The 24,096-nt window shown below is 58.0% G+C and carries 23 protein-coding genes and 2 tRNA genes; 13 read left to right on the forward strand and 12 right to left on the reverse strand.

Going from position 1 to position 24,096, the window contains the following annotated elements:
* Window positions 1-100 precede the first annotated feature (100 nt).
* On the forward strand, window positions 101-919 hold the full coding sequence (locus GWQ29_RS06075; RefSeq protein ID WP_275918987.1) for an ABC transporter substrate-binding protein: 819 nt from the start codon (window positions 101-103) through the stop codon (window positions 917-919).
* Between the two features lie 62 nt (window positions 920-981).
* On the forward strand, window positions 982-1,944 hold the full coding sequence (locus GWQ29_RS06080) for a sensor domain-containing diguanylate cyclase (RefSeq protein WP_275918988.1): 963 nt from the start codon (window positions 982-984) through the stop codon (window positions 1,942-1,944).
* Between the two features lie 88 nt (window positions 1,945-2,032).
* Here the strand turns inward: GWQ29_RS06080 and crr are convergent, their stop codons facing one another.
* From crr to cysK, 4 genes are all read right to left on the reverse strand, one after another.
* Window positions 2,033-2,542, reverse strand: a complete 510-nt coding sequence (crr, locus tag GWQ29_RS06085) for a PTS glucose transporter subunit IIA (RefSeq protein WP_005312365.1) — start codon at window positions 2,540-2,542, stop codon at window positions 2,033-2,035.
* A 43-nt stretch (window positions 2,543-2,585) separates the two neighbouring features.
* Window positions 2,586-4,313 (reverse strand): phosphoenolpyruvate-protein phosphotransferase PtsI, encoded by a 1,728-nt coding sequence (gene ptsI / locus GWQ29_RS06090; protein ID WP_275918989.1) that lies wholly within the window; start codon window positions 4,311-4,313, stop codon window positions 2,586-2,588.
* 44 nt (window positions 4,314-4,357) lie between these two features.
* Window positions 4,358-4,615, reverse strand: coding sequence for an HPr family phosphocarrier protein (locus GWQ29_RS06095; RefSeq protein ID WP_005303128.1), 258 nt, complete (start codon window positions 4,613-4,615; stop codon window positions 4,358-4,360).
* Window positions 4,616-5,057: 442 nt separating this feature from the next.
* Entirely contained in the window at window positions 5,058-6,026 is a 969-nt protein-coding gene (gene cysK, locus GWQ29_RS06100) for a cysteine synthase A (RefSeq protein ID WP_005312371.1), read from the reverse strand.
* 167 nt (window positions 6,027-6,193) lie between these two features.
* Between cysK and GWQ29_RS06105 the strand changes: the two genes are divergently transcribed.
* From GWQ29_RS06105 to GWQ29_RS06120, 4 genes are read left to right on the forward strand one after another with little or no spacing between them, the layout of a single operon-like run.
* The gene (locus tag GWQ29_RS06105) at window positions 6,194-7,036 is read left to right on the forward strand and encodes a MoxR family ATPase (RefSeq protein ID WP_005312374.1); all 843 of its coding nucleotides are present in this window, start codon (window positions 6,194-6,196) and stop codon (window positions 7,034-7,036) included.
* A 4-nt stretch (window positions 7,037-7,040) separates the two neighbouring features.
* Window positions 7,041-8,204: a VWA domain-containing protein gene (locus GWQ29_RS06110; protein ID WP_275918990.1), complete on the forward strand. Its 1,164-nt coding sequence runs from the start codon at window positions 7,041-7,043 to the stop codon at window positions 8,202-8,204.
* 57 nt (window positions 8,205-8,261) lie between these two features.
* A complete protein-coding gene (locus tag GWQ29_RS06115) occupies window positions 8,262-9,383 on the forward strand; it encodes a beta-ketoacyl-ACP synthase III (RefSeq protein WP_275907392.1) in 1,122 nt (373 codons plus the stop codon).
* A 55-nt stretch (window positions 9,384-9,438) separates the two neighbouring features.
* Window positions 9,439-10,884: an HD domain-containing phosphohydrolase gene (locus GWQ29_RS06120; protein ID WP_275918991.1), complete on the forward strand. Its 1,446-nt coding sequence runs from the start codon at window positions 9,439-9,441 to the stop codon at window positions 10,882-10,884.
* Window positions 10,885-10,927: 43 nt separating this feature from the next.
* Here GWQ29_RS06120 and tsaA read toward each other — a convergent pair whose 3' ends face one another.
* Window positions 10,928-11,632 carry a tRNA (N6-threonylcarbamoyladenosine(37)-N6)-methyltransferase TrmO gene (tsaA, locus tag GWQ29_RS06125; RefSeq protein ID WP_275918992.1) on the reverse strand — a complete coding sequence of 235 codons (705 nt, stop codon included), beginning with the start codon at window positions 11,630-11,632 and terminating at the stop codon, window positions 10,928-10,930.
* A 235-nt stretch (window positions 11,633-11,867) separates the two neighbouring features.
* Between tsaA and GWQ29_RS06130 the strand changes: the two genes are divergently transcribed.
* On the forward strand, window positions 11,868-12,860 hold the full coding sequence (locus GWQ29_RS06130; RefSeq protein ID WP_275918993.1) for an NAD-dependent epimerase/dehydratase family protein: 993 nt from the start codon (window positions 11,868-11,870) through the stop codon (window positions 12,858-12,860).
* Window positions 12,861-12,940: 80 nt separating this feature from the next.
* Here the strand turns inward: GWQ29_RS06130 and GWQ29_RS06135 are convergent, their stop codons facing one another.
* From GWQ29_RS06135 to cydD, 4 genes are all read right to left on the reverse strand, one after another.
* Window positions 12,941-13,327, reverse strand: a complete 387-nt coding sequence (locus GWQ29_RS06135; RefSeq protein ID WP_256687872.1) for a DUF488 family protein — start codon at window positions 13,325-13,327, stop codon at window positions 12,941-12,943.
* Window positions 13,328-13,336: 9 nt separating this feature from the next.
* On the reverse strand, window positions 13,337-13,708 hold the full coding sequence (gene rcsF, locus GWQ29_RS06140; protein ID WP_017412233.1) for an Rcs stress response system protein RcsF: 372 nt from the start codon (window positions 13,706-13,708) through the stop codon (window positions 13,337-13,339).
* 168 nt (window positions 13,709-13,876) lie between these two features.
* On the reverse strand, window positions 13,877-15,622 hold the full coding sequence (gene cydC / locus GWQ29_RS06145; protein WP_275918994.1) for a cysteine/glutathione ABC transporter ATP-binding protein/permease CydC: 1,746 nt from the start codon (window positions 15,620-15,622) through the stop codon (window positions 13,877-13,879).
* Window positions 15,615-17,384, reverse strand: coding sequence for a cysteine/glutathione ABC transporter permease/ATP-binding protein CydD (gene cydD / locus GWQ29_RS06150; protein ID WP_275918995.1), 1,770 nt, complete (start codon window positions 17,382-17,384; stop codon window positions 15,615-15,617). The genes cydC and cydD overlap by 8 nt, the downstream gene beginning before the upstream one ends.
* Before the next feature lie 201 nt (window positions 17,385-17,585).
* On the opposite strand from cydD, the gene GWQ29_RS06155 reads away from it, so the two are divergent.
* Window positions 17,586-17,659: transfer RNA gene (locus tag GWQ29_RS06155), tRNA-Gly, on the forward strand.
* A gap of 99 nt (window positions 17,660-17,758) precedes the next feature.
* A tRNA-Gly gene (locus tag GWQ29_RS06160) sits at window positions 17,759-17,833 on the forward strand.
* A gap of 132 nt (window positions 17,834-17,965) precedes the next feature.
* Here the strand turns inward: GWQ29_RS06160 and arcA are convergent.
* Window positions 17,966-18,685, reverse strand: coding sequence for a two-component system response regulator ArcA (gene arcA, locus GWQ29_RS06165; protein WP_005312398.1), 720 nt, complete (start codon window positions 18,683-18,685; stop codon window positions 17,966-17,968).
* A gap of 376 nt (window positions 18,686-19,061) precedes the next feature.
* Between arcA and GWQ29_RS06170 the strand changes: the two genes are divergently transcribed.
* Both GWQ29_RS06170 and GWQ29_RS06175 read left to right on the forward strand, forming a co-directional pair.
* Window positions 19,062-19,478: a DUF3293 domain-containing protein gene (locus GWQ29_RS06170; protein ID WP_099992153.1), complete on the forward strand. Its 417-nt coding sequence runs from the start codon at window positions 19,062-19,064 to the stop codon at window positions 19,476-19,478.
* A 42-nt stretch (window positions 19,479-19,520) separates the two neighbouring features.
* Window positions 19,521-20,000: a putative 4-hydroxy-4-methyl-2-oxoglutarate aldolase gene (locus GWQ29_RS06175; protein ID WP_021139130.1), complete on the forward strand. Its 480-nt coding sequence runs from the start codon at window positions 19,521-19,523 to the stop codon at window positions 19,998-20,000.
* 4 nt (window positions 20,001-20,004) lie between these two features.
* On the opposite strand, the gene GWQ29_RS06180 is transcribed toward GWQ29_RS06175, so the two are convergent.
* Window positions 20,005-20,481 (reverse strand): hypothetical protein, encoded by a 477-nt coding sequence (locus tag GWQ29_RS06180; RefSeq protein WP_265462481.1) that lies wholly within the window; start codon window positions 20,479-20,481, stop codon window positions 20,005-20,007.
* Window positions 20,482-20,653: 172 nt separating this feature from the next.
* On the opposite strand from GWQ29_RS06180, the gene GWQ29_RS06185 reads away from it, so the two are divergent.
* Complete coding sequence (locus tag GWQ29_RS06185) at window positions 20,654-21,052, forward strand: META domain-containing protein (RefSeq protein WP_005312410.1); 399 nt, start codon at window positions 20,654-20,656, stop codon at window positions 21,050-21,052.
* A 171-nt stretch (window positions 21,053-21,223) separates the two neighbouring features.
* On the opposite strand, the gene aceK is transcribed toward GWQ29_RS06185, so the two are convergent.
* Window positions 21,224-22,951: a bifunctional isocitrate dehydrogenase kinase/phosphatase gene (gene aceK, locus GWQ29_RS06190; RefSeq protein ID WP_275918996.1), complete on the reverse strand. Its 1,728-nt coding sequence runs from the start codon at window positions 22,949-22,951 to the stop codon at window positions 21,224-21,226.
* 266 nt (window positions 22,952-23,217) lie between these two features.
* On the opposite strand from aceK, the gene GWQ29_RS06195 reads away from it, so the two are divergent.
* Window positions 23,218-23,910, forward strand: a complete 693-nt coding sequence (locus tag GWQ29_RS06195; RefSeq protein WP_005312418.1) for a tRNA/rRNA methyltransferase — start codon at window positions 23,218-23,220, stop codon at window positions 23,908-23,910.
* Window positions 23,911-24,096 lie beyond the last annotated feature (186 nt).

Genomic DNA, 24,096 nt, shown 5'->3' on the forward strand with positions numbered 1-24,096 from the left:
ACAATGAATGCTCATTTCTCTAGCTATCGTCTCACCTTTCATCACGGGGCTATGCTTTTTGTAACGCAGCCATTGTGGTGGTGTCGAGAAGGGTGAACTCATGAAAAATCTTGGTTTTGGGGCTGTACTCCTGTTCATGCTGGGGACCACGCTGTTGGGTATGACAGGGGTCGGCAATACGCGTCTTGCTGCGGCAGAGCCTGAGCACACTGCCCGCTTCTCGGCATATCTTGGCCTATTGCCGGGTCTTATTGATTCCAATGGGACCGGTCCTTTCGTCGATCTGGTCAAGGCTATCGCCGATCTGGATGACGGGGTCGAGGTGAGTGTGGAGGTATATCCCATGCCCCGGGCGACCCGCAGCGTGGTGGTGGGGGAAGCGGACTTCAATCTGCCCGCACTGCGTAACCCCTATATTGATGAATCCATGCTCCCCTATCGCTTCAGTTCTGTGACTTTTGGCAAGGTAACTCATGTGCTCTACAGCAGCAGTGCTACGCCCGTTACACCCGCTATGGTGCTCGGTTATGAGTACACCAAGCGCGATCTGCTCATCGAGGGGGTGAGCGACTTCTGGCCCTTCTCGGTCAAGCGTTCCCTCTCAATCGAGCAGTCCCTTGGCAAACTGAGCAGGGGCCGTATCGACGCCTTTCTCTGGGCGCAGGAGGAGGCCGATTTTGCATTGAGGAAGATGGGGCTGACCAATATCCACCGCGTCTATTTCGGCGAGTTCGACGATGTGTTTATTATCCCGAAAGGAGAGAAGGGGGATGCGGTGGACCGTTTCCTGACACAGTCCATCGGCAAGCTCAAGACCTCCGGTCAGCTGGACAAGATCTACTCTGCCATCCACGGCCCCTATCAGGAGTGGCAACCGGGAGAGAACACTGCGACTAAGGTGGTCCGAGAGGCTCAATAAGCCGATTTACCCAGCCTGCGGACTCACTTACTGTTGAGCGAAATATTGGTAAGGGAAATACCTTGAACATATCCGAGTCAGCGATATTGAGCGAACTGCAGCAGATCCTGTTTCGATCCTTTGATGTGATCCCGATACCGATCCTCATTTCAGAGGCGGTCTGTGGTGATACTCTTGGCACAATACCAACAACCCTGTCGAACATTCCCATCAGGCACCATAGATTCGTGAATCAGGCCTTCTCGGCGCAGCTGGGTTACACCCTGGCCGATTTGCCGGATATGACAGCCTGGTTCGCGACTGTCTATCACGATGAGCAGACCAGAACTCAAGCCATCCAGGACTGGAATCAGGTTGTCATGACCAGTCTGGCCAACGGCTCTGCCGTGGCGGAGATGTCTACCCGGATCTACTGCAAGAATGGCCAGCATCGCTGGTTTACCATCACAGCCCAATTGACGGCCGATGCCATGCCCGGCTGGCACATAGTGACGTTTCGCGACATTCACGATCTGCACTGCATGATAGAGGAGGTCAGTCGCCTCTCCTGTACCGATCCACTGACAGAACTCAGCAACCGGCGCGGAGCCGAGCAGCAGCTGCAGGCGCACTGGCTGCAGGGGCGCCCTTTGTCAGTGGTTCTGTGCGATGTTGACCACTTCAAGCAGGTCAACGATCGATACGGTCATCCCGCCGGGGACGCGGCCTTGTGTGGGGTTGCCCGCATCATGGAGGAGCAGTTGCAGGGAAAGGAGTGTCTGGCGCGCTGGGGAGGGGAGGAGTTCCTGCTGATCCTGCCGGGAGCGGATGCCTCCCGGGCGGTCTCCCTGGCCGAGCAACTGCGACAGCTGTTGTCTGCCAGTCAGATAAATTGGCACCATCACCATTTCTCACTGACGATGAGTTTTGGCTGCGCCACGCTGACGACGGGGCAAAGCCTCGACAACCTGTTGCTGGTGGCGGACAGGGCGCTGTATCAGGCGAAGGCGCAAGGGCGAAACCGGGTGTTGTTTGGCAAGGAGTAGTCGGTATTCACTGCCATTTTTTCATAAAAAAACCGAAGCACATGGCTTCGGTTTTTCGTTGCAGCAACTGGCTTGAGCCAGCCGTGCATTATTTTTTGATGCGGATCACCGGGGTCTCGCCCACAGTCACGGCGCCTGTCATCTTGATCAGCTCTTTGATCTCATCCATGTTGGAGATGACAACCGGCGTCAGGGTCGACTTGGCTTTCGCTTCCAGAATGGCCAGATCGAACTCGATGATGGTGTCGCCGCGCTTGACCTTTTGACCTTCCTGAGCGATGCGGGTGAAGCCTTCGCCTTTCAGTTCAACGGTATCGATACCGAAGTGAACGAACAGCTCGATACCAGAGTCGGATTCCAGCGAGAACGCGTGGTTGGTCTCGAAGATCTTGCCGATGGTACCATCGCACGGTGCAACCATCTTGTTGCCAGCTGGCTTGATGGCGATACCGTCGCCGACGATTTTCTCGGCGAAGACAACGTCAGGCACATCTTCGATCGGTACGATTTCACCTGACAGCGGGGCAAAAATTTCGATGCCGCCGGTATCAGAGCTATCATCGGAAACCAGTTTCTTCAGTTTATCGAACAGACCCATAGTAAAAGCTCCTAGAGATGATTGTCGCTGTTTGCAGCCGATCTTAGCAGACTGCCTTCTGCTTAATAAAGTTATCTACACAGGCTTCGATTTCGGCGGCAGTTGCGTAGCTCAGTGCCTGGTCAGCCATTGCCTTCACATCTTCGAAGTTGGTGTTGCGGATAAGCTTCTTGATACGCGGTACAGAGATGGCACTCATGGAGAACTCATCCAGACCCATACCCAGCAGCAGCAGTGTGGCGCGTTCGTCACCAGCCAGCTCACCACACATACCGGTCCACTTGCCATTGTCATGGGAAGCGTCGATAACCATCTTGATCAGAGTCAGGACGGAGGGTGACAGCGGGTTGTACATGGCGGAAATCATCTCGTTACCACGGTCGACGGCCAGGGTGTACTGGGTCAGATCGTTGGTACCGATACTGAAGAAATCCACTTCTTTAGCCAAATGATGAGCCATCACGGCAGCAGCCGGGGTCTCGATCATGATACCCACTTCGATGGATTCATCAAAGGCTTTGCCTTCGGTGCGCAGTTCGGCTTTCAGCTTCTCTACGGTGGCCTTCAGGCTACGGAACTCTTCGACTGAGATGATCATCGGGAACATGATGCGCAGTTTGCCGAAGGCAGACGCACGCAGTATGGCCCGCAGCTGGGCATGCATGATGTCTTCGCGATCGAAGAAAATACGCACGGCACGCCAGCCCAGGAAGGGGTTCATCTCTTTCGGGAAATTCATGTACGGCAGTTCTTTGTCGCCACCAATGTCCATGGTACGGACAATGATCGGCTGATCCGGCATGGCCTCTGCCACTTCTTTGTAGGCCTTGAACTGCTCGTCTTCGGTCGGCAGCGCATCGCGATCCATGAACAGGAACTCGGTACGGTACAGACCCACGCCTTCGGCGCCATTGCGGATGGCACCTTCGGTATCCTTGACGGTACCTATGTTGGCGCAGACTTCGACCTGGTGACCATCCAGGGTGATGGCAGGCAGGTCTTTCAGCTTGGTCAGCTCATCTTTCTCAGCCTGGAACTGGGCCTGGAATTGCTTGGCTTCGTTCAGCTGTTCAGCGGTCGGGTTGATGATGATCTGGTTGTTGATCGCATCCAGTACCAGCATGTCACCGTTCTTGACGCGCTCTGTGATGTCGTTGGTGCCCACTATGGCCGGCAGCTCCAGGGAGCGCGCCATGATGGAGGTGTGAGAGGTACGGCCACCGATATCGGTAACGAAACCCAGCACATATTTCAGGTTGATCTGGGCAGTTTCGGACGGAGTCAGGTCTTTGGCGACCAGAATGACCTCTTCGTCGATGGTGCTCAGATTGACAACGGCGATGCCCAGCACGTTCTTCACTAGACGGGTGCCGATGTCACGGAAGTCGGTGGCGCGCTCGCGCAGGTAGGGATCGTCCAGATCGGCCATCATCTTGGCGTATTGCTCGATGACCTCGTAGACGGCCTTATCAGCGGTGGCCTTGTTGTCTTTGATGAAGGATCTGATATCCCCTTCCAGCTCCTCATCTTCGAGCAGCATGATGTGGCCTTCGAAGATGGCCTCTTTTTCCTCACCGAAGGTGCGACCAGCCATGGCTTTGATGGCTTCCAGCTGTGCAGCTGACTTGGTGCGGGCTTCGAGGAAGCGGTTGATCTCGGCGTCAATCTGGTCAGCAGAAATCTTGCCCTGATTGATAACGATTTCATCTTCTTTAAGAAGAAGCGCCTTACCGAATGCGATACCGGGGGACGCAAGAATGCCAGATATCATAATCCTTCCTATTAAAACGACTGTGGGGGAGGAATAAAGCTGGATTACTCCAGCTCGTCCATCAGGGCAACCAGCTTCTCAACGGCTTTCTGAGCGTCCGGGCCGTCGGCCTGGATGGTCACGTTGGTGCCTTTGGTCAGGCCCAGGGTCTGCAGCTTGAACAGGCTCTTGGCGCTGGCGGATTTGCCACCGGAGACCACAGTGATCTCGCTTTGGAATTCTTTGGCTTCTTTCACGAACTGAGCTGCCGGACGGGTGTGCAGGCCGTTTTCAGCAGTGATAACAACAGACTTCTCGTACATGGTTTCACCCCATATTATTGATATTTTTTGGAGAGATGGATGCTTTTGACGCTTCCTTGTCTCACCGTGTCAGTATGGATATGTTGTAAAGTAACGAAATCAGACCTGCAATGGTTTAATCCAGGTCAATTTTCTGTGCAGTATTCGGTGTTTGCCGCTACTCTTTTCCGTTATCGCGCTACAAGCCGCAGAAATACTGGCTTGAAATTATTTTATAACGAAAAATAACACTTTGTTACTTTGTGATACCTAGTCGGCAAACACCTCGTGACGCCGCACAGGATATGAAATTTATCACAGGATGTCTGCTTTTTTTGTCACTCGTTTGTTTGTTATTTTACCCCAAAAAATAAGGGGCCGAGTGGCGCTGCCAAGTGCTCAGTTTAGCTCATAAAGAAACGGCGCTCCTGGGAGCGCCGTTGTTTTGAAATTATCCGATCACTTACTGCTGCAACTCCTGCTCGCTGAACACGCCGGCAAACAGCGCGCTGGAGAGATAACGCTCGGCGGCGCTCGGCAGTATGACGACGATTGTCTTGTCGGCAAATTCCGGCAGCTCGGCCAGACGGGCGGCAGCCACGACGGCTGCCCCGGAGCTGATACCGGCCAGAATGCCTTCCTCTTCCATCAGACGGCGCGCCATCTCGATGGCATCATCGCTGCTCACCTGTTCGACGCGGTCCAGCAGGGTCAGGTCCAGGTTGCCCGGGATGAAGCCGGCACCAATGCCCTGGATCTTGTGGGGACCCGGTTTGATTTCGAGACCGGCCAGACGCTGGCTGATCACCGGTGATTCGCTTGGCTCGACGGCCACCGAGATCACGGCCTTGCCTTTGGTCTGCTTCAGGTAGCGGGAGACACCGGTAATGGTGCCACCTGTACCTACACCAGCCACGAATACATCTACCTGACCGTCGGTGGCATCCCAAATCTCGGGGCCAGTGGTCTTCTCGTGGATTTCCGGGTTGGCGGGGTTTTCAAACTGTTGCAGCAAAACATATCTGCCCGGCTCGGATTCGAGGATCTCGTTGGCCTTGGCGATAGCGCCTTTCATGCCAAGAGGGCCTTCGGTCAGCACCAGATTGGCACCGAGCGCCTTGAGCAGCTTGCGGCGCTCCAGGCTCATGGTGGCCGGCATGGTCAGGGTGATGGGATAGCCACGGGCGGCGGCCACAAATGCCAGAGCAATACCTGTGTTACCACTGGTGGGCTCGATGATCTCCTTGCCCTGGGTCAGTACGCCGCGCTTCTCGGCATCCCAGATCAGGTTGGCACCGATTCGGCACTTGACGCTGAAGCTCGGGTTGCGGCTTTCAATCTTGGCCAGTACGCGGCCCTTGGTAACACGGTTGAGTCGAACCAGCGGGGTGTGACCTATGGTCTGGCTGTTGTCCTCAAAAATTTTGCTCATGGTGCTATCCCTGTTTGTTACGGCGATGAAACAAGATTACCCTGTGGTTTCTGAATGAGAAGTGACGATTTGTTATAACAATATGTTATTACAAGATATAGAGCTTATTCTTTCTTACTGAGGCCTCGATCTCAAAAAGGTCTCTTATCGTCAAAGGAATGGACGTTATGGGATTTGCAGGAAGCGATCGCTATCTCGCCTCAGAGGCGCTGAAGATGGCGGTCAATGCGGCTATAGTGCTGGAAAAACCTTTACTTATCAAAGGTGAACCTGGCACCGGCAAGACAGAGCTGGCCGAGGCCGTGGCCAGTTCGCTCGGCACTCACCTCATTGCCTGGCACATTAAATCCACCACCAAAGCCCAGCAGGGGCTCTACGAATATGATGCAGTGGCCCGGCTGCGTGATTCCCAGCTGGGGGATCCGCGAGTGGGGGATATCAGTCATTACATTCGCCAGGGCAAGTTGTGGCAGGCTTTTACCGCTGATGAGCGGCCCGTGCTGCTTATCGACGAAATCGACAAGGCGGACATCGAATTCCCCAACGATCTGCTGCTGGAGCTGGATCGGATGGAGTTTGACGTCTACGAGACCGGCGAGCGAGTCAAGGCCCGCCGGCGCCCCGTTGTCATCATCACCTCCAACAACGAAAAAGAGCTGCCGGATGCCTTCTTGCGTCGCTGCTTTTTTCACTACATTCGCTTTCCCGACAAGGCCGAGATGCAGGCCATCGTCAACCTGCACTATCCGAACCTGAAAGCGGCGTTGCTGGATGAGGCCATGACGCTTTTCTTCGAACTGCGGGAAGTGGAAGGGCTGCGCAAGAAGCCCTCAACCTCCGAGCTGCTGGACTGGATCCGGCTGCTGCTGGCCGATGATATCTCTCCCGAGGCAATGCGCACCCGCGAACCGGGCAAGCTGGTCCCGGCGCTATACGGCGCCCTGCTGAAGACGGAGCAGGACTTGCACCTGTTCGAGAAGCTGGCCTTCCTGGCCCGTCGCGGCAACTGACACCATGCTGATCGACTTTTTCAGCCAGCTGCGTCGTCACAAGATCCCCTGCAGTTTGCGCGAATTGCTGGACTTGCACGCCGCGCTGGCAGCCCGGCTGGTCAGTATCGACATGGACGACTTCTATCAGCTCTCCCGCTGCCTGCTGGTCAAGGACGAGGCGCATTTTGATCGCTTCGACCGCGCCTTTGCCGAGTATTACGACGGTCTGCAGGCCAGCCCCTTGCTGCCCGACGCCTTACCTGATGAGTGGCTACGCAAGGAGTTCGAACGCTTGTTAAGTGCCGAAGAAAAGGCACTGCTGCACTCTCTGGGTGGACTCGACAAGCTGCTTGAAACCCTCAACCAGCGATTGGCGGAACAAAAAGAGCGCCATGCCGGTGGCAACAAGTGGGTGGGGACTGGCGGCAGCAGTCCGTTCGGTCACGGCGGATTTCATCCGGAAGGGATCCGCATGGGGGGAGAGGGCCAGCATGGCAAGGCGGTCAAGGTGTGGGAAGCCCGCCATTATCGCAACTTCAGCGACGACTCGCCCCTGGGTCAGCGTGCCATCCAGCTGGCCCTGCGCAAACTCAGACGCTGGGTGCGCAAGGGCAATCCTGACGAGCTGGATCTCGACGACACCATCAAGAGCACAGCCCGTCAGGGCTGGCTGGATGTGAAGCTGAGGCCCGAGCGCCACAACGGTGTCAAACTGCTGGTCTTCTTCGATGTGGGTGGCTCCATGGATGCTCACGTGGCCGAGGTGCAGCGGCTCTTCTCGGCGCTGCGCCACGAGTTCAAGCATATGGAGTATTTCTACTTTCACAACTGTCTCTACGACTTCGTCTGGCAAGACAACGCCCGTCGCTTCGAGGAGCGGTTCGACACCCTGAGATTGTTGCGCACCTACGGCAGCGACTACAGGGTGATTTTTGTGGGGGACGCCAAGATGGGTCCCTACGAGATCAGCTGGCCCGGCGGTGCCGTTGAGTACTGGAACGAGGAGGCGGGTCAGGTATGGCTCGCTCGCCTGCAGCAACACTTTCCCAGACTGGTGTGGATCAATCCCATCCCCAGGCGCGAGTGGCTCTGGCATCCCTCCATCAAGTTGATGAATGACGTGGTTGGCGGGCGTATGCATCCGCTGACGCTGGCTGGTCTCGCCGCGGCGATCGATCAGTTGTAATGACCTCTCTACCCAAATAAACCAACAAGCCGGGATTGCACCCGGCCAGGAGCAAAGATGACTTCTATCGTGATCAGTGGATCAGGCCTCTATACCCCGCCTTTTGCCGTCAGCAATGAAGCGTTGGTGACCGCCTTCAACCAGTATGTGGACCTCTACAACGAGGAAAATGCCTCCGCCATCGATGCGGGTCAGCTGTCCGCCAAGCAGCACTCGAGCTGCGAATTCATCGAGAAGGCGTCCGGCATCAAGAGTCGCTATCTGGTGAGCAAGGAGGGGGTGCTGGACCCTGACATCATGCAGCCCTTGCTCCCCGAGCGGGCCGACGATCAGCCCTCCATCATGGTGGAGATGGCGGTTGCTGCCGCCGAGCAGGCGCTGATTGCCGCCGGCCGGGAGCCGGGTGAGATTGATCTGGTGATAGTGGCGGCTTCCAACATGCCAAGGCCCTATCCGGCGCTCTCCATCGAGTTGCAACACTATCTGGGGGCGAGCGGCATGGCCTTTGACATGAACGTGGCCTGCTCATCCGCTACCTTTGGCATCAAGACGGCGGCGGACATGCTGGCGGCAGGCACCGCCAAACTGGCGCTGGTAGTGAACCCGGAGATCTGCTCCGGGCACCTCAACTTTCGTGACAGGGACAGCCACTTCATCTTCGGCGATGCCTGTACCGCCGTGCTGCTGGAGCGGGAGGCCGATTGCAAGGTGGCCAACCCCTGGCAACTGTTGGCCAGCAAGCTGGTGACCCAGTACTCCAACAATATCCGCAACAACTTCGGCTTTTTGAACCGGCTCAGTCCGCGTACCCGTCATGGGGATGACAAACTGTTTCGCCAGCAGGGGCGCAAGGTGTTCAAGGAGGTGCTGCCGCTTGTGTGCGATCAGATTGCCAGCCAGCTGGATGAGCAGGGCTGGACGGCGGACTCCTTGAGCCGACTCTGGCTGCATCAGGCCAACCTCACCATGAACCAGTTTATCGGCCGCAAGCTGTTGGGCCACGATGCCAGCCAGCAGGAGGCGCCGGTCATTCTTGATAGCTATGGTAATACCAGCTCGGCGGGTTCCATCATCGCGTTTCATCTGTACAATCGCGACCTTCCTGCGGGGGCCCGTGGTGTACTCTGCTCGTTTGGCGCTGGCTATTCGATAGGGAGTCTGCTGCTGCGGCGCCGGTGAGGGGCGGGGGCATATCCCCTCCGTCATAACAATAAACAGCGGTCAGGGTGAAATCATGCAGAAAATCACGGGGCGCTGCGCCCTGCATTACGGGGTGACACTGTCACTCTTTTGCCTCTATGGGTGGCAGGTCTGTCCGTTTCTGGAAAGCCTGACCCTGCCTCAGCTGCTGGGGCCTGCCTTGCTGGTCTTCGCCATCATGTTCGCCGTGCGCGATCGGGTGTTGCACCGGCTGGCCCTGCCTGGCAGCGGGCTTGGCAGCTTCGGGCTGGAAGTGGGCTTCTACCTGCTTGGGGCGTTGCTGCTCTCGGGCTACAACGGCTTCATGCATGACTTCCCGCTGGAGAGTCACCTCAAGATCCTGTTGGGGATGGCCACCCTGGGCTTTCTGGTGGCGGCGGACTTGTCGCTGGTGCGGGACTGGAACCTGGCCAAACTGCGGGAGTATCAGGGCTCGCTGGTGCTGACCCGGCCGCTGGCCATGCCGGTTTCCCGCAAGTTCACTCTGTTTACTTTCACCACGCTCGCACTGTTGGGGGGTGTCTTTTTCCTACTGTTCAACAAGGACCTGGAGTGGTTGGCGACGGTGGACAGAGGCATGTCGCGGCTCGATGCCCAACACTACATATTGCTGGAAATCGCCTTCGTGATGGCGGTGACCTTCGGTTACCTCTGGCTGATTATTCGTGGCTATGGCCGTAATCTGACCCTCTCCCTGATGCACCAGACGCGCGCCATGGCGCAGGTGCAGTGCGGCGATCTGGATGCGCGGGTGCCGGTGACCCGGGATGATGAATTCGGCCTGATCGCCGCCAGCACCAACCAGATGATCGGCGAGCTGAAAGCACGTAGCGATGAGCTCAACCTGACCCGGGACGTGGCTATCCTCGGCCTTGCCTCGCTGGCAGAGACCCGTGACAACGAGACGGGTGCCCACATCATCCGTACCCAGCACTACGTCAAGGTGCTGGCCGAGTACCTGAGTCGCCACGACGGAGAGCGTTATCCACTGGATGACACCACCATAGACCTGCTATTCAAGTCGGCGCCGTTGCACGATGTGGGCAAGGTGGGCATTCCAGATGCCATCCTGCTCAAGCCGGGCAAGCTGACCGATGAAGAGTTTGCCATCATGAAGCGCCATCCCCAGATAGGGGCGGATGCGCTGGCCAGCGCCGAGGCTCAGCTCGGTTCTAACTCCTTTCTGCGGCTGGCGCGCGAAATTTCCCTCACCCACCACGAGAAGTGGGATGGCAGCGGTTACCCGGCCGGCCTGGCCGGAGAGCTTATCCCGCTATCTGGCCGCTTGATGGCGGTGGCGGATGTCTACGATGCCCTCATCTCGAAACGGGTCTACAAGCCCGCCTTCACCCATGAAGAGGCGAAAGCCATCATAGTGCAAGGGCGCGACAGCCATTTTGATCCTGGTATGGTCGATGCCTTCCTTGCCTGCGAGGAAGCCTTCAGGCAGATCGCCGCCGAACACAGGGATCAAGAGTGACAAAAAACACATCAGGGTGTTTTTTACTCAAATAGCGCCGAGATCAAGCAAATTCTATGGCGAGCACCTGGCAGTCGGGCTCTGTGATGCGAAAGCGTACGTTGAGATCAAACAGCCTGACGCCGTACTCCTTTTCGTCCGGCTTGCCTTTCTTGTAGGCGGGGCGAGGGTCCTGGGCCAGCACTTCGCTCACCAGCAGGCGAAGCTCGGGGTGAGCCTTGAGCCAGGGCTGCAGTTGCAGCTCCGCTTCGGGGGTGAAGCTGACCACGAGAGGCGGGGTGGGGGCTTCGGGGGCAAAGCCGCCACGGGCGTCCGGCAGACTGTCGGCATAGGGAATATAGGGCTTGATATCGACGACAGGAGTGCCATCCAACAGATCCACGGCGCCGAGTTCCAGCCACAGTTTGCCACGCTCGCGACCAACGCCGTGCAGCTCGACCACTGACAGACCCAGCGGGTTGGGGCGGAAGGTGGAGCGGGTGGCAAAGACTCCGACCCGTTCGTTGCCGCCCAGGCGCGGCGGACGTACCGTCGGGTGCCAGCCCTGATCCATGGTCTGGTGAAACACAAAGCTGAGCCACAGATGGGAGAACTGCTCTATCCCGCGCAGCACGTCCGGCTGATCGTAAGGGGGCAGCAGTTCGAGGCGGGCGCGGGCCGATTTGACCAGACCGGGCTGGCGGGGGATGGCGAACTTCTCCTTGTAGGGAGAGCGGATGATCCCGAGGGTGTCGATTTCGAACTTCATGGCGGATCCTGACTGAAAACCCCGGCAATTTAGCACAGGCAGCCTCAAAACGCAGGTTCTGCCTCGCGACGCTCATTTCCCGCGTCCTGTCGTGATCCCCGTCCCATACCGGCACTCGGGGAGCTGTACCCCGGCACCAACTTGCGTAGGGTGAGGGCAGATGGAGCAGGGGATGGCATTCGCGCTCTGCTCTGTGGCGAAGGCGTTCAGATGGCGCCGGATTGGAGATACATGGATGAAATTGCTGATTATCGGTGGCACCGGCTTTCTGGGTCGTCACCTCACCACGCTGGCGCTGGACTGGGGGCACGAGGTGACGCTATTCAACCGGGGCCGGCATCAGCACCCGGACTGGCGTGACCTGATTCAGCTCAACGGTGACAGGGACAAGGATCTGAGCCCCCTGCAAAGCGAAGGGTTGCGCTGGGATCTGGTCATAGACACCTGCTGCTACCGTCCCGAGCAGGCGGTGAGCCTCTCGGCAGCCCTGCTCGGGCGCTGCGAGCGGCTGATCTTTATCTCCACCATCAGCGTCTATCGCGACTTCGCCAGCCGGGGCATGGATGAATCGGCACCGTTGCACGAGATTGCCGAGGGGGAATTGCCCACCGATTACGGTCCGCTGAAGGTACTGTGTGAAGCTGCGTATCGGGATCATTGGGGCGAGCGGCTCTGCATACTGCGCCCCGGTGTCCTGTGCGGCCCCCATGATCCGACCGGCCGTCTGGCCTGGTGGGTGAAGCGGATACAGCAAGGGGGGCCCTGGTTGCTGCCGGGGGAGGGGCAGGATCGACTGCAATATCTGGATGTGCGCGACTGCGCCGAATTCGTGCTGCGCGCTGCCGAGCAGCAGCTGGGTGGCTGTTTCAATCTGCTCAAACCAGGCATTGCGCTGGTGGACTGGCTGGATCGCATCACCGCCAGGCTGGCGCCCGCCACACAATGGCAAGCACAGTGGCGCCCCTGGCCCGAGTTGCTGGCGGCCGGCGTCGAGCCCTGGCAGAGCTATCCCACGCTATTGCCAAACGAGCTGGCTGAGTATGCCGGCTATGGCCGCATCAGCGCCGAGGCTGCCATAGTGCAGGGGCTCAACTTTCGACCGCTGGAGGAGACGGTCGCCGATCTGATGCAATGGTTGATGGACAACGAGGGAGCCGTGGTGGCTGGTATGACTGCGGAGCAGGAGGCTGCGCTGCGTCGGCGCCTGCTGGTTGGCAGCCTGCAGTAGGGCTTGTCCTGTCTGAATGGTGATTGAAGTGAAAGAGGGCGTCCGTCGGGACGCCCTCTTTCACTATCCAGCGGTGCCCTCTAGCGTAACTTGGCGCCGCAATTGACCAGCAGCTCTTGCAATATGCTGCGATGACAGCGAGACGCCTGCTCGCAGTAACAGCCCACCGACAGATTGGTGGTATGGGAGAGGGCAGCCAGCAGCGCCAGATCGTGGCGGGCACAGGGGGTGGCCATCTCGGCCTTGTACTGCTTGCAGAAAACGGCCCAGAGGGCAGGCGTATCGGCGGCCTGGCCCAGCTTCATGGTGTCGCTGCTGGGCGCCAGATTGGGAAACCAGACGTCATACCAATCCTGACTGGCAAACGCATGCTTGGGCACACCACGGGGCGGGCGCCGCACTGTGCCGATGCGCAACCCTTCATCTTCAAGACGAGGACTGCCGAGCCGGACTATGGCCAGGGCCATGGGGTATCCTTACTTCTCTTGTGCCACTTTGAGCGCCTGCCCGTAGCAGATGACCTGTTTCAGGCAGCCCGGGGTGTCACTGAACTCGGCGCATTTGTCGAAGGTGACGCCATTGCCACCCATGTCGGCCACGCGGCGACGCGCCAGGGTACGAGCCTCACCTGCGTTGGGTACCGGCTGCTTGGCATCGCTCTGGCAAGATTCCCCCTCGACGGTGCCGAGGTAGAGGTAGTTGAGGTCAGCCAGCTGGTTCTGTTCATAGATCTGAACGCCGCCCGGCTTGAAGTACTCGTCGAAGTTTTCCTTGTCCAGATTGCTGTTGAAGGAGAAGTCGGCGCAACCGGAGGCAATCAGGGGCATCATCAGGATCAGGCGTTTCATATCAGCATCTTTTTGAACTGTGAGGGCGGACATTATAGGGGCCAGTCGCTGCCTGCGACCAGCCCCAATTTTAGCTGTGAAGACGAGGTGTGACGGGGAGCAGACAGGCTTCGCCGGCCTGTCTTAAAGGAGGGAGGTGTCCGCAGGCGTATCCTCCCTCTTTCATTCTCAAGCCGGTGTCAGCCGCTCATAGAGGCTGCGATAGTAGTCGTCAGCCAGCAGATCATGATGAGGCGCACACAGCCGGATCTGCCCCTCTTCCATCAGGGCAATACGGTCCATCTGCTCCAGCCCCAGCAAGCGGTGGGAGATGAGCAGCAGGGTGCGATCCGCCCCCAGCTTGAACAGCAGATCCATGATCTCCCGCTCGGTCTGGCTGTCGAGGCCCTCGGTCGGTTCATCCAGCAGCCAGAGCGGTGCATCGTGCAACAGGGCGCGGGCGATACCGATACGGCGTCGTTCGCCACCCGAGAGGGGGCGACCGCCATCTCCGAGCCAGGCATTCAACCCGGTATCACTGTGGCCCGCCTCATCCTCCAGCAGATGTGCCAGACCGACCTGACTCAGCACCTCGGTCAGCTGCTCATCGCCGGCCCCGGGGGCGGCCAGTTTCAGGTTGTCGCGCAAGGTGGCGGCAAACAGATGAACCCGCTGGCTCACCACAGAAAGAGAGGCGCGCAGCGCCCCTTCGCTGTAGTCCGTCAACGGCTTGCCATCGAGCAGGATCTTGCCCGCTTGCGGGCTCCATTCACGGGTCAGCAATCCCATCAGGGTGGACTTGCCGCAGCCGGTCTGGCCCAGCAGAGTCAGTTTCTCACCCGCCTGCAGTTGCAGGGTACAGCCACGCAGCACGGGATGCGGGTTGCCGGGATAGCCGAAATAGAGATCGCTTATCTGCAAGACGCCCTCTTTGGCATGCTGCTGTTCGTTCCCCCACTCGGGGGCCTTGGCCTCCTGCAGGATCTCGTTGAGGCGGCGAGCCGAAGTGAGGCTGGTGGAGAGGTGCTGGAAAGCACCCGCCAGCGGCAGCAGGGCCTCGAAGCTTGCCAGGGTGGCAAATACCATCAGCGCGGTAATGGGGTCAGGCGCCGCACCCGCCACGCCGTGACCGGCCAGCCAGAGCATCAGGGTGAGTGTCCAGCCGCTCAAGAGCTGCACGCTGGCATTGGCCAGTCCGCTCACCCTGGCCATACGGGCCTGTGCCGTCAGCAGGGCCTGTTCCGCCTGTTGCAGCTCGCTGAGCGCCTTGGGGGCTGCGGCAAACATCTGCAGTTCGGCCTGACCGTCCAGATAGTCCACCATGCGGGTGCGCATGGACGATTTCTCGGCGATAAGCCGACGACCGGGCTGGCGACCGAGGTAGTAGAAGACCAGCGGCAGGGCAATCATGCCAAACAGCAGTATGGCGCCCAGAGTCAGGGCGAGGCCGCCATCGAAGAAGGAGAGGAATATGACCAGTCCGGTGCAACTGAGCAGGGCTGCGCCTATGGGAGTGACCAGCCGCAGATAGACGTGATCCATCGCATCGATGTCGGCCACCAGCCGGTTGAGCAGATCCGCCTGACGAAAACCGGCCAGGGTGCCGGTGGAGAGTGGCGAGAGCTTTTGCCAGAACCAGACTCGCAGCCGGGTCAGTACCCGGAAGGTAGCGTCATGGCTCACCACCCGCTCACCCCAACGACCTGCGGTGCGGATGATGGAGAAGAAACGCACCCCGCCAGCCGGTGTCATGTAGTTGAAGGTATCGCGGCTGGCGACCGCCATTCCCGCCACTGCCGCGGCGGAAAGGAACCAGCCGGAGAGGGACAAGAGCCCCATCCCCGCCACCAGAGTGACCAGTGCCAGCAGCAGGCCCAGCGAGAGACTCAGCCAGTGCTGACGATAGAGGCGCAGAAACGGCAATAGATCAGTCATCGAGAGAACTCCCGGAACGATGGGACAACAGATGGGCGAAAGCCCCCCGGGTCTGGCTCAGTTGCTGGAAGCTGCCTTGCTCCACCAGTTGGCCACGGGCCAGCACCAAGATGTTATCCATCTTGGTGAGTTCATCCAGGCGGTGGGTGATCATCAGCAGAGTTTGACCTGCCGTCGCCTGTTCCAGCGTGGTCATGATGGCGCGCTCCGAGTGGCGATCCAGGCTGGCGGTGGGTTCATCCAGTACCATCAGCTGGGTCGATTTGAGCAGGGTGCGAGCTAGGGCGAGACGCTGTGCCTGACCGACCGAGAGACCGCCGGCCTGATCACCGACCGGATAGTCGAGTCCCTTCTCCATGGCAAACTCCCAGGCCTGAGCCCGCTTGAGGGCATCTTCCAGCTCGGCGTCGCTGGCAGATGGCTTGGCCAGCAGCAGGTTGTCGCGCAAGGAGGCGTGAAACAACTGGGGATTCTGGGAGAGCCAGCCCAGTTGCAGTCGCCACTGGCTCATGTCGAGGCTGGCAAGCTCCTGCCCGTTGACCTTGAGCTCACCACGATAGGGGGCAAAGCCGAGCAGGGCATTGACCAGCGAGCTCTTGCCCGCGCCGCTGATCCCGATCAGTGCCGTGCGTGAACCGGCTGCCAGCGTGAAGTCGATGGGGCCGACCAGCACCTTGCCTTCGGCGCTCAGCACCTCCAGGGCACTGGCTTCTACCTTGACGGGGCTGTCGGCATGAAAGGAGGCATTGCCGGAGGCGGGCTCGCTGACCTCGGCTTCGAGGAATTCCAGCAATTGTTCGGCCGCGCCTATGGCTTGCGCCTTGGCATGGTAGTGAGCGCCCAGCTCGCGCAGCGGGGCATAGAACTCGGGGGCGAGGAACAGCACGAACAGGCCGGTAAACAGGGTGACCTTGGTGCCATAGTGGCCAAAATTCAGATGATCTATGTAGGAAAAGCCAAAATAGACCGCGACCAGCGCCACCGAGAGGGCGGCGAAGAACTCCAGCACGGCGGTACTCAGAAACGCCAGACGGAGCACCTCCATGGTTCGCTCGCGAAAATCTTCCGACGCGTCGCGAATGGCGTCACCCTCCGCTCGGGTGCGCATGAAGAGTTGCAGGGTACGCAAGCCCTTGAGGCGATCGAGAAAGTGGCCGGAGAGGCGGGCCAGTGCCTGGAAGTTGCGGCGGTTGGCATCGGCGGCGCCCACACCCACCAGGATCATGAAGAAGGGAATGAGGGGGGCTGTGCCCAGCAGGATCAGGCCAGCCGCCCAGTTGACCGGGAACACGGCCACCAGGATCACCAGTGGAATAAAGACGGCAATGGCCATCTGCGGCAGATAGCGGGAGAAGAAATCCTGCATATTTTCAATCTGTTCCAGCAAGAGGCTGGCCCAGCTACCGGCAGGGCGGCGCTGTATATAGGCAGGGCCGAGACGGCTGAGGCGAGTGAGCACCAGCTCGCGAATGGCCTGGCGCACAGCGCAGCCCGCCTTGAAACTGGCAACCTCGCGGCCATAGGCCAAAGCGGCCTTGGTCAGGGTGACCAGCAGCAGGGTAATAAAGAGAGGAATGGATTGCTCCGGGGTTGCCCCCTCGATGATGAAGCCATGCAACAAGGTCGCCAGCAGCCAGGCCTGGGCGACCATCAAGATGCCCTGGCCAAGGCCAAAGCCGATGGAGAGACCGATCCAGCGTCGGCCGTGGCTCGATTGGTTGCGCAACCAGCCATAAAGACGTTTTTGAGTTTTTTTATCCATTACCACCATCCTCGCGTCGAGTGGCGCAAGACTATCCTCGCCCCTCAGGCTTGGCAACCTTGTAAATTTCTGGTGTTGAAAATGTTTGATTGAAAAAACAGCTTGCTGCTCATTAGTTGGTCGAACAGCTTGATTTATGGTAAAAAACACCATTGCGGTGATTGCGCTCAGCGGCAAAATGCATATAGTAGAGGCCCTGACGCGGGTGTAGTTCAATGGTAGAACGGTAGCTTCCCAAGCTGCATACGTGGGTTCGATTCCCATCACCCGCTCCAAATTCAGATGCAAAGCCTGCATCAATGCGGTAACTGCACAAGCCCACAGGCTGATTGCAAGGGGTTGAACTCCCGTTTCGCACTTGATTTTGATGTCCTGCGGGCATCGTATAATGGCTATTACCTCAGCCTTCCAAGCTGATGATGCGGGTTCGATTCCCGCTGCCCGCTCCAGCTTTCATGCAAAAAGCCCACTCCTGCGAGTGGGCTTTTTGTTTTGTGTTTGCGCTGGGCGATGGCAAACATCAGGCAGAGAAAAGGCGCCATGGGCGCCTCGTAAACTCACTCTGCAATGACGAAACGGGTTTATTCCTGCTCCAGCTCACCACAGAAACGGTAGCCTTCACCATGGATGGTGGCAATGATTTCAGGTGTGTCGTTGACGCTCTCGAAGTGCTTGCGAATGCGGCGGATGGTGACATCCACAGTGCGGTCATGGGGCTTGAGCTCACGACCTGTCATCTTTTTGAGCAGTTCTGCACGGGTCTGGATCTGGCCCGGGTTTTCGCAGAAGTGCAGCATGGCACGGAATTCTGAACGGGGCAGCTTGAACATGTCGCCAGCCGGGCTGACCAGTGCGCGGCTGTTGATGTCCAGTGCCCAGCCGTTGAACAGGTAGCGCTCAACCAGCTTCTTCTCTTCGCCGCCAGCGGCCACATTCATGGTGCGGCTCAGCAGGTTACGGGCACGAATGGTCAATTCACGGGGATTGAACGGCTTGGTGATGTAATCATCGGCGCCGATTTCCAGACCCAGGATCTTGTCCACTTCATTGTCACGACCGGTCAGGAACATCAGGGCGATGTTGTCATCTTCACGCAGCTCGCGCGCCAGCAGCAGGCCATTTTTGCCTGGCAGGTTGATGTCCATGATCACCAGATTGATGGTGTGGGCAGTGAGGGCTTGATGCATCTCGTCGCCATTATTGGCCTCGAGTACAACGTAGCCTTCGGCCTCGAAGATGCTTTTCAGGGTATTGCGGGTGACCAGTTCGTCTTCGACGATCAGAATGTGTGGTGTTTGCATGAGTATTCCCAGATTCTTATCAGTTAGTTATCTAAATTTTAACACTCTTTGGCGTTACCCGACCGGTCCTGAAAATTTATTACGTCATCCTGGGTATGAATGTCAGGTCGGATTATCGCGAATTTGGCATCAGCGTCGGCAAACATCCCTGTGCCACACGTGGGCTCTCAACAAGTCTGATCGAGAGAAGCCTGGAAAGGTAGTCCATTACAAAAGTGGCTGCATTTTATCAGTTAACAGGCGCATAACAACACTCTTTGCCGTCAGATAGCAACTTTTTAACTCTGGATTGATATAGGTCAAACCCTGAGTTCACAGCATGATACTTGGGGTTACCCCCATTTTCGCCCTTATAAAATGTAATGGAATGTAACATGTGGTTGACATGATTTTGTGGGAAAACTACAAAAAAATTTGTTTTATTGCACCATTTTTGGCACCTCAATGGCCTGTTTACGCCATTGTGACGGCCTGGAATCCTGCCAGCCGCGAGGTAGGAATGCGTCGCAATACCCGCCGTCAGCGCGCCCTGTGGCGGGCCATCGCCGCGTCTCCCACCATGATGGCGCTGGGGCCATTGTGGGGCAGTGCTCCTGATGCAAGTTGGCGTGAATCATCGCTGGCGCTGGCTTCTTCTCGTGCTGAGGCCATCGGTTTGGCAGCTCGTTTCGGCCAGAACGCCATCTATTGGGTGGAGCAGGGCGAGCTCTGGTTGCAGCCCGTGCTGATGAAAGGCGAACCACTCCATTTGGGCAAAATTGAATCCCACTGGATTGTCAGATCAACAGCTTGATGAAAGAATGAGCGAATTCATGTCCATGGAAGGAAGCTTATGATGCTGGATCTACTGCCCGACCTCTGCGATCAACACGGTGATGCCCTGCAAGTCGCCGATCCACTGTTTCACGATTTTGGTGGCAAGCCGCTGTTTTATGGCCAGGCGGTCACGCTTTCCTGTTATGAAGACAACAGCCTGGTGCGAGAGCTGGTCAACCGTCCCGGTCAGGGAAGGGTGATGGTGATTGATGGCGGCGGCTCGTTGCGCCGTGCTTTGCTCGGCGATCAGCTGGCCATCAAGGCGGCGGAGCAGGGTTGGGAGGGAATAGTGATCTTTGGCGCTGTGCGCGATGTGGGGACACTGGCAACCCTGGCGCTGGGAGTCAAGGCGTTGGCAGCTTGCCCGGTCAAAACAGAGAAGCTGGGTCAGGGAGAGCTGGATGCCGTGGTGTCGTTTGCCGGTGTGACCATACATCCGGGTGACTATGTTTACGCCGACCTCAACGGCGTACTGGTCAGTGCCGCCCGGCTTATTTGAGCGGTCAGAAGTTGAAGCCTACGCCCAGACTGAGGGAGTGCTCAGTACTGAATGCACTCACGCCGTAGTTGGCCGTGATGGCAAGCTGCGGTGTGAGCAGCAGGCTGGTGTTGAGCTCCAGCAGTGTGCTGGCCTTGTGCACTTCCAGCTGTTTGAGCTGGCTGCCGATGTTCAATGTGGGGGAGAACTGGTAGCGCACCCCCGAGCTCAGGTTGTAGCCGGACTGTTCGCTGTGCGGGCCTATGGCCGGGCCTGCTTCCATGTAGAGACTGACGTCATCCATGATCGGATATTGATAGCCGGTGTTGATGAGCCAGAGGTCGAAACTGTCGCTGTGATGAGTCTGGCTGTCGAGCAGCACGCCTGAGTAGCTTTTGACGTAGAGCTGGCTGTCAGCCTCGCTCTTGAGGAAATCCCAGTCGGCGGCCTGAGCGCTGAGGCTTAAGCATGAAACCAGTGTGACGATGAGTGATTTAACCATTCTTTTCCCCTCCCTGGGTCCGGAACAGGAATACAAGCATGGCACATGCCAGTTGGTAGTAAAGGGAACTGAGATCACAATAAAAGAGTTTTAATCTGCCTCGGTCTCGTGATAAACAGGCCACCATCATCACGTTCCTTCCCCTATTTCGCTTATATCAAGAGGTGAACCCATGAACAAGAAACTGACCCTGCTGGCCGCATTGGCTCTGGGAGGCTGCGCCATGACCACTGGTTCCAATCTGGCTGCGCTGCAAGCGTCCACCTGGCAACTGCAAGGTGCGAGCGATGATACCTTCACCCTGCAAGTGGCGGGTGACAAGGTGGCGGGCAAGGGCGGCTGCAACCGCTATTTTGGCGGTATCACCCAGCAGGGTGACGGCGTATTGACGCTGGGTGCCATGGGCTCGACCCGCATGATGTGCCCGGGTGATCTGGCGGGCAAAGAGATGATCTATCTGCAGCAACTGGAGAAGGTGGCGACCTTCAAGGTCAGCGGCAAGCAGCTGGTACTGAGCGATGCCAACAAGGTTGCACTGCTCACTTTCGATGCCATGCCTGCGGCCAAATAACTGATATTTATGTCAGGGGTTGTCGTAGCGTGAGCTGGCAGCTGCCATCAAAAAGGGACGCCGCGGCGTCCCTTTTTCAATACTGCGCCATAGCGTTGTGGCAAGACTCCCGGTTCTGCCGTCGCAATATGCATTGCATCTCAAGTTGGCAGCAAGGCGAGGCTCGCCTCTTCATCCCCCTCGCTGAAACTTGAAGCGCTTCTTGCGCCGATAGGGATAGACATCCTCGAATACCCCCACCTTGATGTTGCTTTGCAGCATCTTCCAGTAGTTGGCGTCGAACATCTCCTTGTGCAGCTGCATCATGATCTCCCGCACCTGGGGCTTTTGCAGCAGGAAGGTGGCGAACTCCTCGGGGAAGATGTCGTTGGGAGCTACCGAGTACCAGGGCTCGGCGCTCCATTCATCTTCCGGGTAGCGGGGGGGCGGGATCTGGCGGAAGTTGCACTCCGTCATGTAGCAGATCTCGTCGTAGTCGTAGAAGACCACCCGGCCGTGACGGGTGACGCCGAAGTTCTTGAACAGCATGTCGCCCGGGAAGATGTTGGCCGCCGCCAGCTGCTTGATGGCGTTGCCGTATTCCTCCAGTGCGAGCCGGGTCTGCTGCTCGTCCGCCTTGTCCAGATAGAGGTTGAGCGGGATCATCTTGCGCTCTGTGTAGAGGTGCTTTATCACCAGCTTGTCACTGGTGATGGTAAGCGCAGAGGGGGCCACCGTCTTGAGCTCTGCCAGCAGCTCGGGCGAGATGCGATCCAGAGGAAACTCGAAGTTGGTGAACTCCTGGGTATCGGCCATGCGGCCCACTCTATCGTGCTGTTTTACCAGTCTGTATTTCGCCCGCACCTGCTCGTGGCTCACATCCTTGGGTGGGGTGAACTCGTCTTTTATCACCTTGAACACAACGTCGTAGGAGGGGAGGGTGAACACGCTCATCACCATCCCCTTGATGCCGGGGGCGATGACAAATTGTTCCCGGCTCTGGGCCAGGTGTTGCTGGTAGTGACGATAGAGCTCTGTCTTGCCGTGCTTCTGGCAGCCGATGGCGTTGTAGATCTCATAATCAGGCTTGTGGGGCATGATCTGGCGCAGAAACACCACAAGCAGCGCCGGCAATGGGGCGTAGACCATGAAGTAGGCGCGGGCGAAGCCGAACACGATGGAGGCCAGCTCCGGTTCAAAGATGACGGTATCCACATAGATGCTCTGGCCTGTGCTGAGCAGCGGCAGAATGAAGGGGAACACCTGCCCCTTCACCCGAATAAGTCCCACCAGATAGGCGCCCTTGTTGCGGTAGAACACCTCTTTGAGCAGCTCGATGGCGAAGGGCTCTTCATGCAGGATATGCGGGCCGTTCTCGGCAAGATGGCGGTGGATGTCGACAATGTCGCGCTGCTTGTCCTCATAGGGGAGGGTGAAGCTGTAATCCCCCAGCATCTGGCTCAGGGTCTGGGGCAGATGGGTGAGGTCAGTGCGATAGACCCGCAGCAGGGCGCTCAAATCGGGATGCTCCCCCCGGCTGCGAAAGGGATGGATGTAGAGGTTCTCGTCGCGAATGTTGCGATGGCGGAAGATGCGGCGATAGACGGAGTTGAAGAAGGACTCCGCCACCTCGAAGTTGTCACAACGGGGCAGCAGATCACTGAAGGCGCCTTTTACCCGTTTGAGCAGCGTCTGAGTGGCGTGATGCTCCCCCATCATCTGCTTGATCAGGGCCGTGGTGGCGCCGACGTGGTGATCATAGAGGCGAATGCGCTCGCGCCCGGCCAGCTGCACTCCCAGCCAGTCACTGTTCTCGAAGCGGCTCTTGCTGCCCTGGGTTATCTCGAGAAACCGGCTGTAAAACGACTCGAAGCGTTGCAAGATAGTCTCGGCGACGGCCTGTTCCAATGGCTGCTGCATCTCTCTCTTCCTTGTGATGTGTCGGCCGGTATGGCGGCTGAGTCCGGGGCTGGTCTGTCGTCCTGTCCTTGCCCTGCAAGCGCTCAATCACTCACGGCATTCATGCCGGGAATGGCTGGCAGTTTGTTCACACGTTTGGCCACTATGGCAACATTCAAACATCTGTTCAAGTGGCAATTTTTGGGGATAAACGGTAGATTGCGCCCCTGTTTTGCCGACGGTTTGCAGCCTGTTTCAGATGTCGGCCCAGCCCAAGAGGAAACCCAATGAAGCTCTATTTTGTACTGGTGGCACCTGCCCGGGCACCCAATGTCGGGGCCGCTGCCCGCGCCATGAAAACCATGGGCTTCGATGCCATGCGACTGGTGGCGAGCCGGGTACACGAAGAGGAGGAGGCGAGCTGGGTGGCCCATGGGGCGCAGGAGATTTTGACCCAGGCCGAGGCGTTCGACACCTTGCCAGAGGCACTGGCCGATATGGATCTGGTGATCGCCACCACGGCCCGTCAGCGTGGCCGGTATCAGCACTACCTCACCCCGGGGGAAATTCGCGATCAAATCCGTGCCAAGCCGTCTCTCAACAAAGTCGCCATCGTGTTTGGCTGTGAAGAGTCAGGCCTTTCCAATGAGCAGCTGGCCCATGCGGATTTGCTGAGCTATCTGCCCCTCAAGGTGAGCTACCCGTCCCTGAATCTGGGGCAGGCGATCATGCTGTATGCCTATGAGATGAGCCAGTTGCTGGATGAGCCGCAAGCCGTAGCAGAAAATTTTGATAGCGTCGGACAGGTTCGCGTACTGAAACACAAAACAGCAGAAATACTTGGTGAACTCGGAGTTTCGCAGGATGAAAAACTGCATCAATGGGTGATGGACCGGGTACCCATGCTGCCACAGCGGGATTTGAACATGCTGCATCTGCTCTGCAAAGACCTTGCTCGCCGATTTGGCAAAGAGGTTTAAGTTGACAGCCCGGCGCCCGGCGCGGTATTGCTAAAAGCCAGCTTCGTTCAAGAGTGTTCGTCATGCAGTCATTCACCAACGTCATCACCACCACCATTATTACCGGTACCACCACAGGTGGCACTGGGGCCGGTTGATGCGCTGACGAACAAGCACAGAAATCAGAAAAGGCCCGTACCCACCCAG

Source organism: Aeromonas sp. 2HA2 (genome assembly GCF_029237345.1).
GTDB classification, from domain to species: Bacteria; Pseudomonadota; Gammaproteobacteria; order Enterobacterales; family Aeromonadaceae; genus Aeromonas; species Aeromonas salmonicida.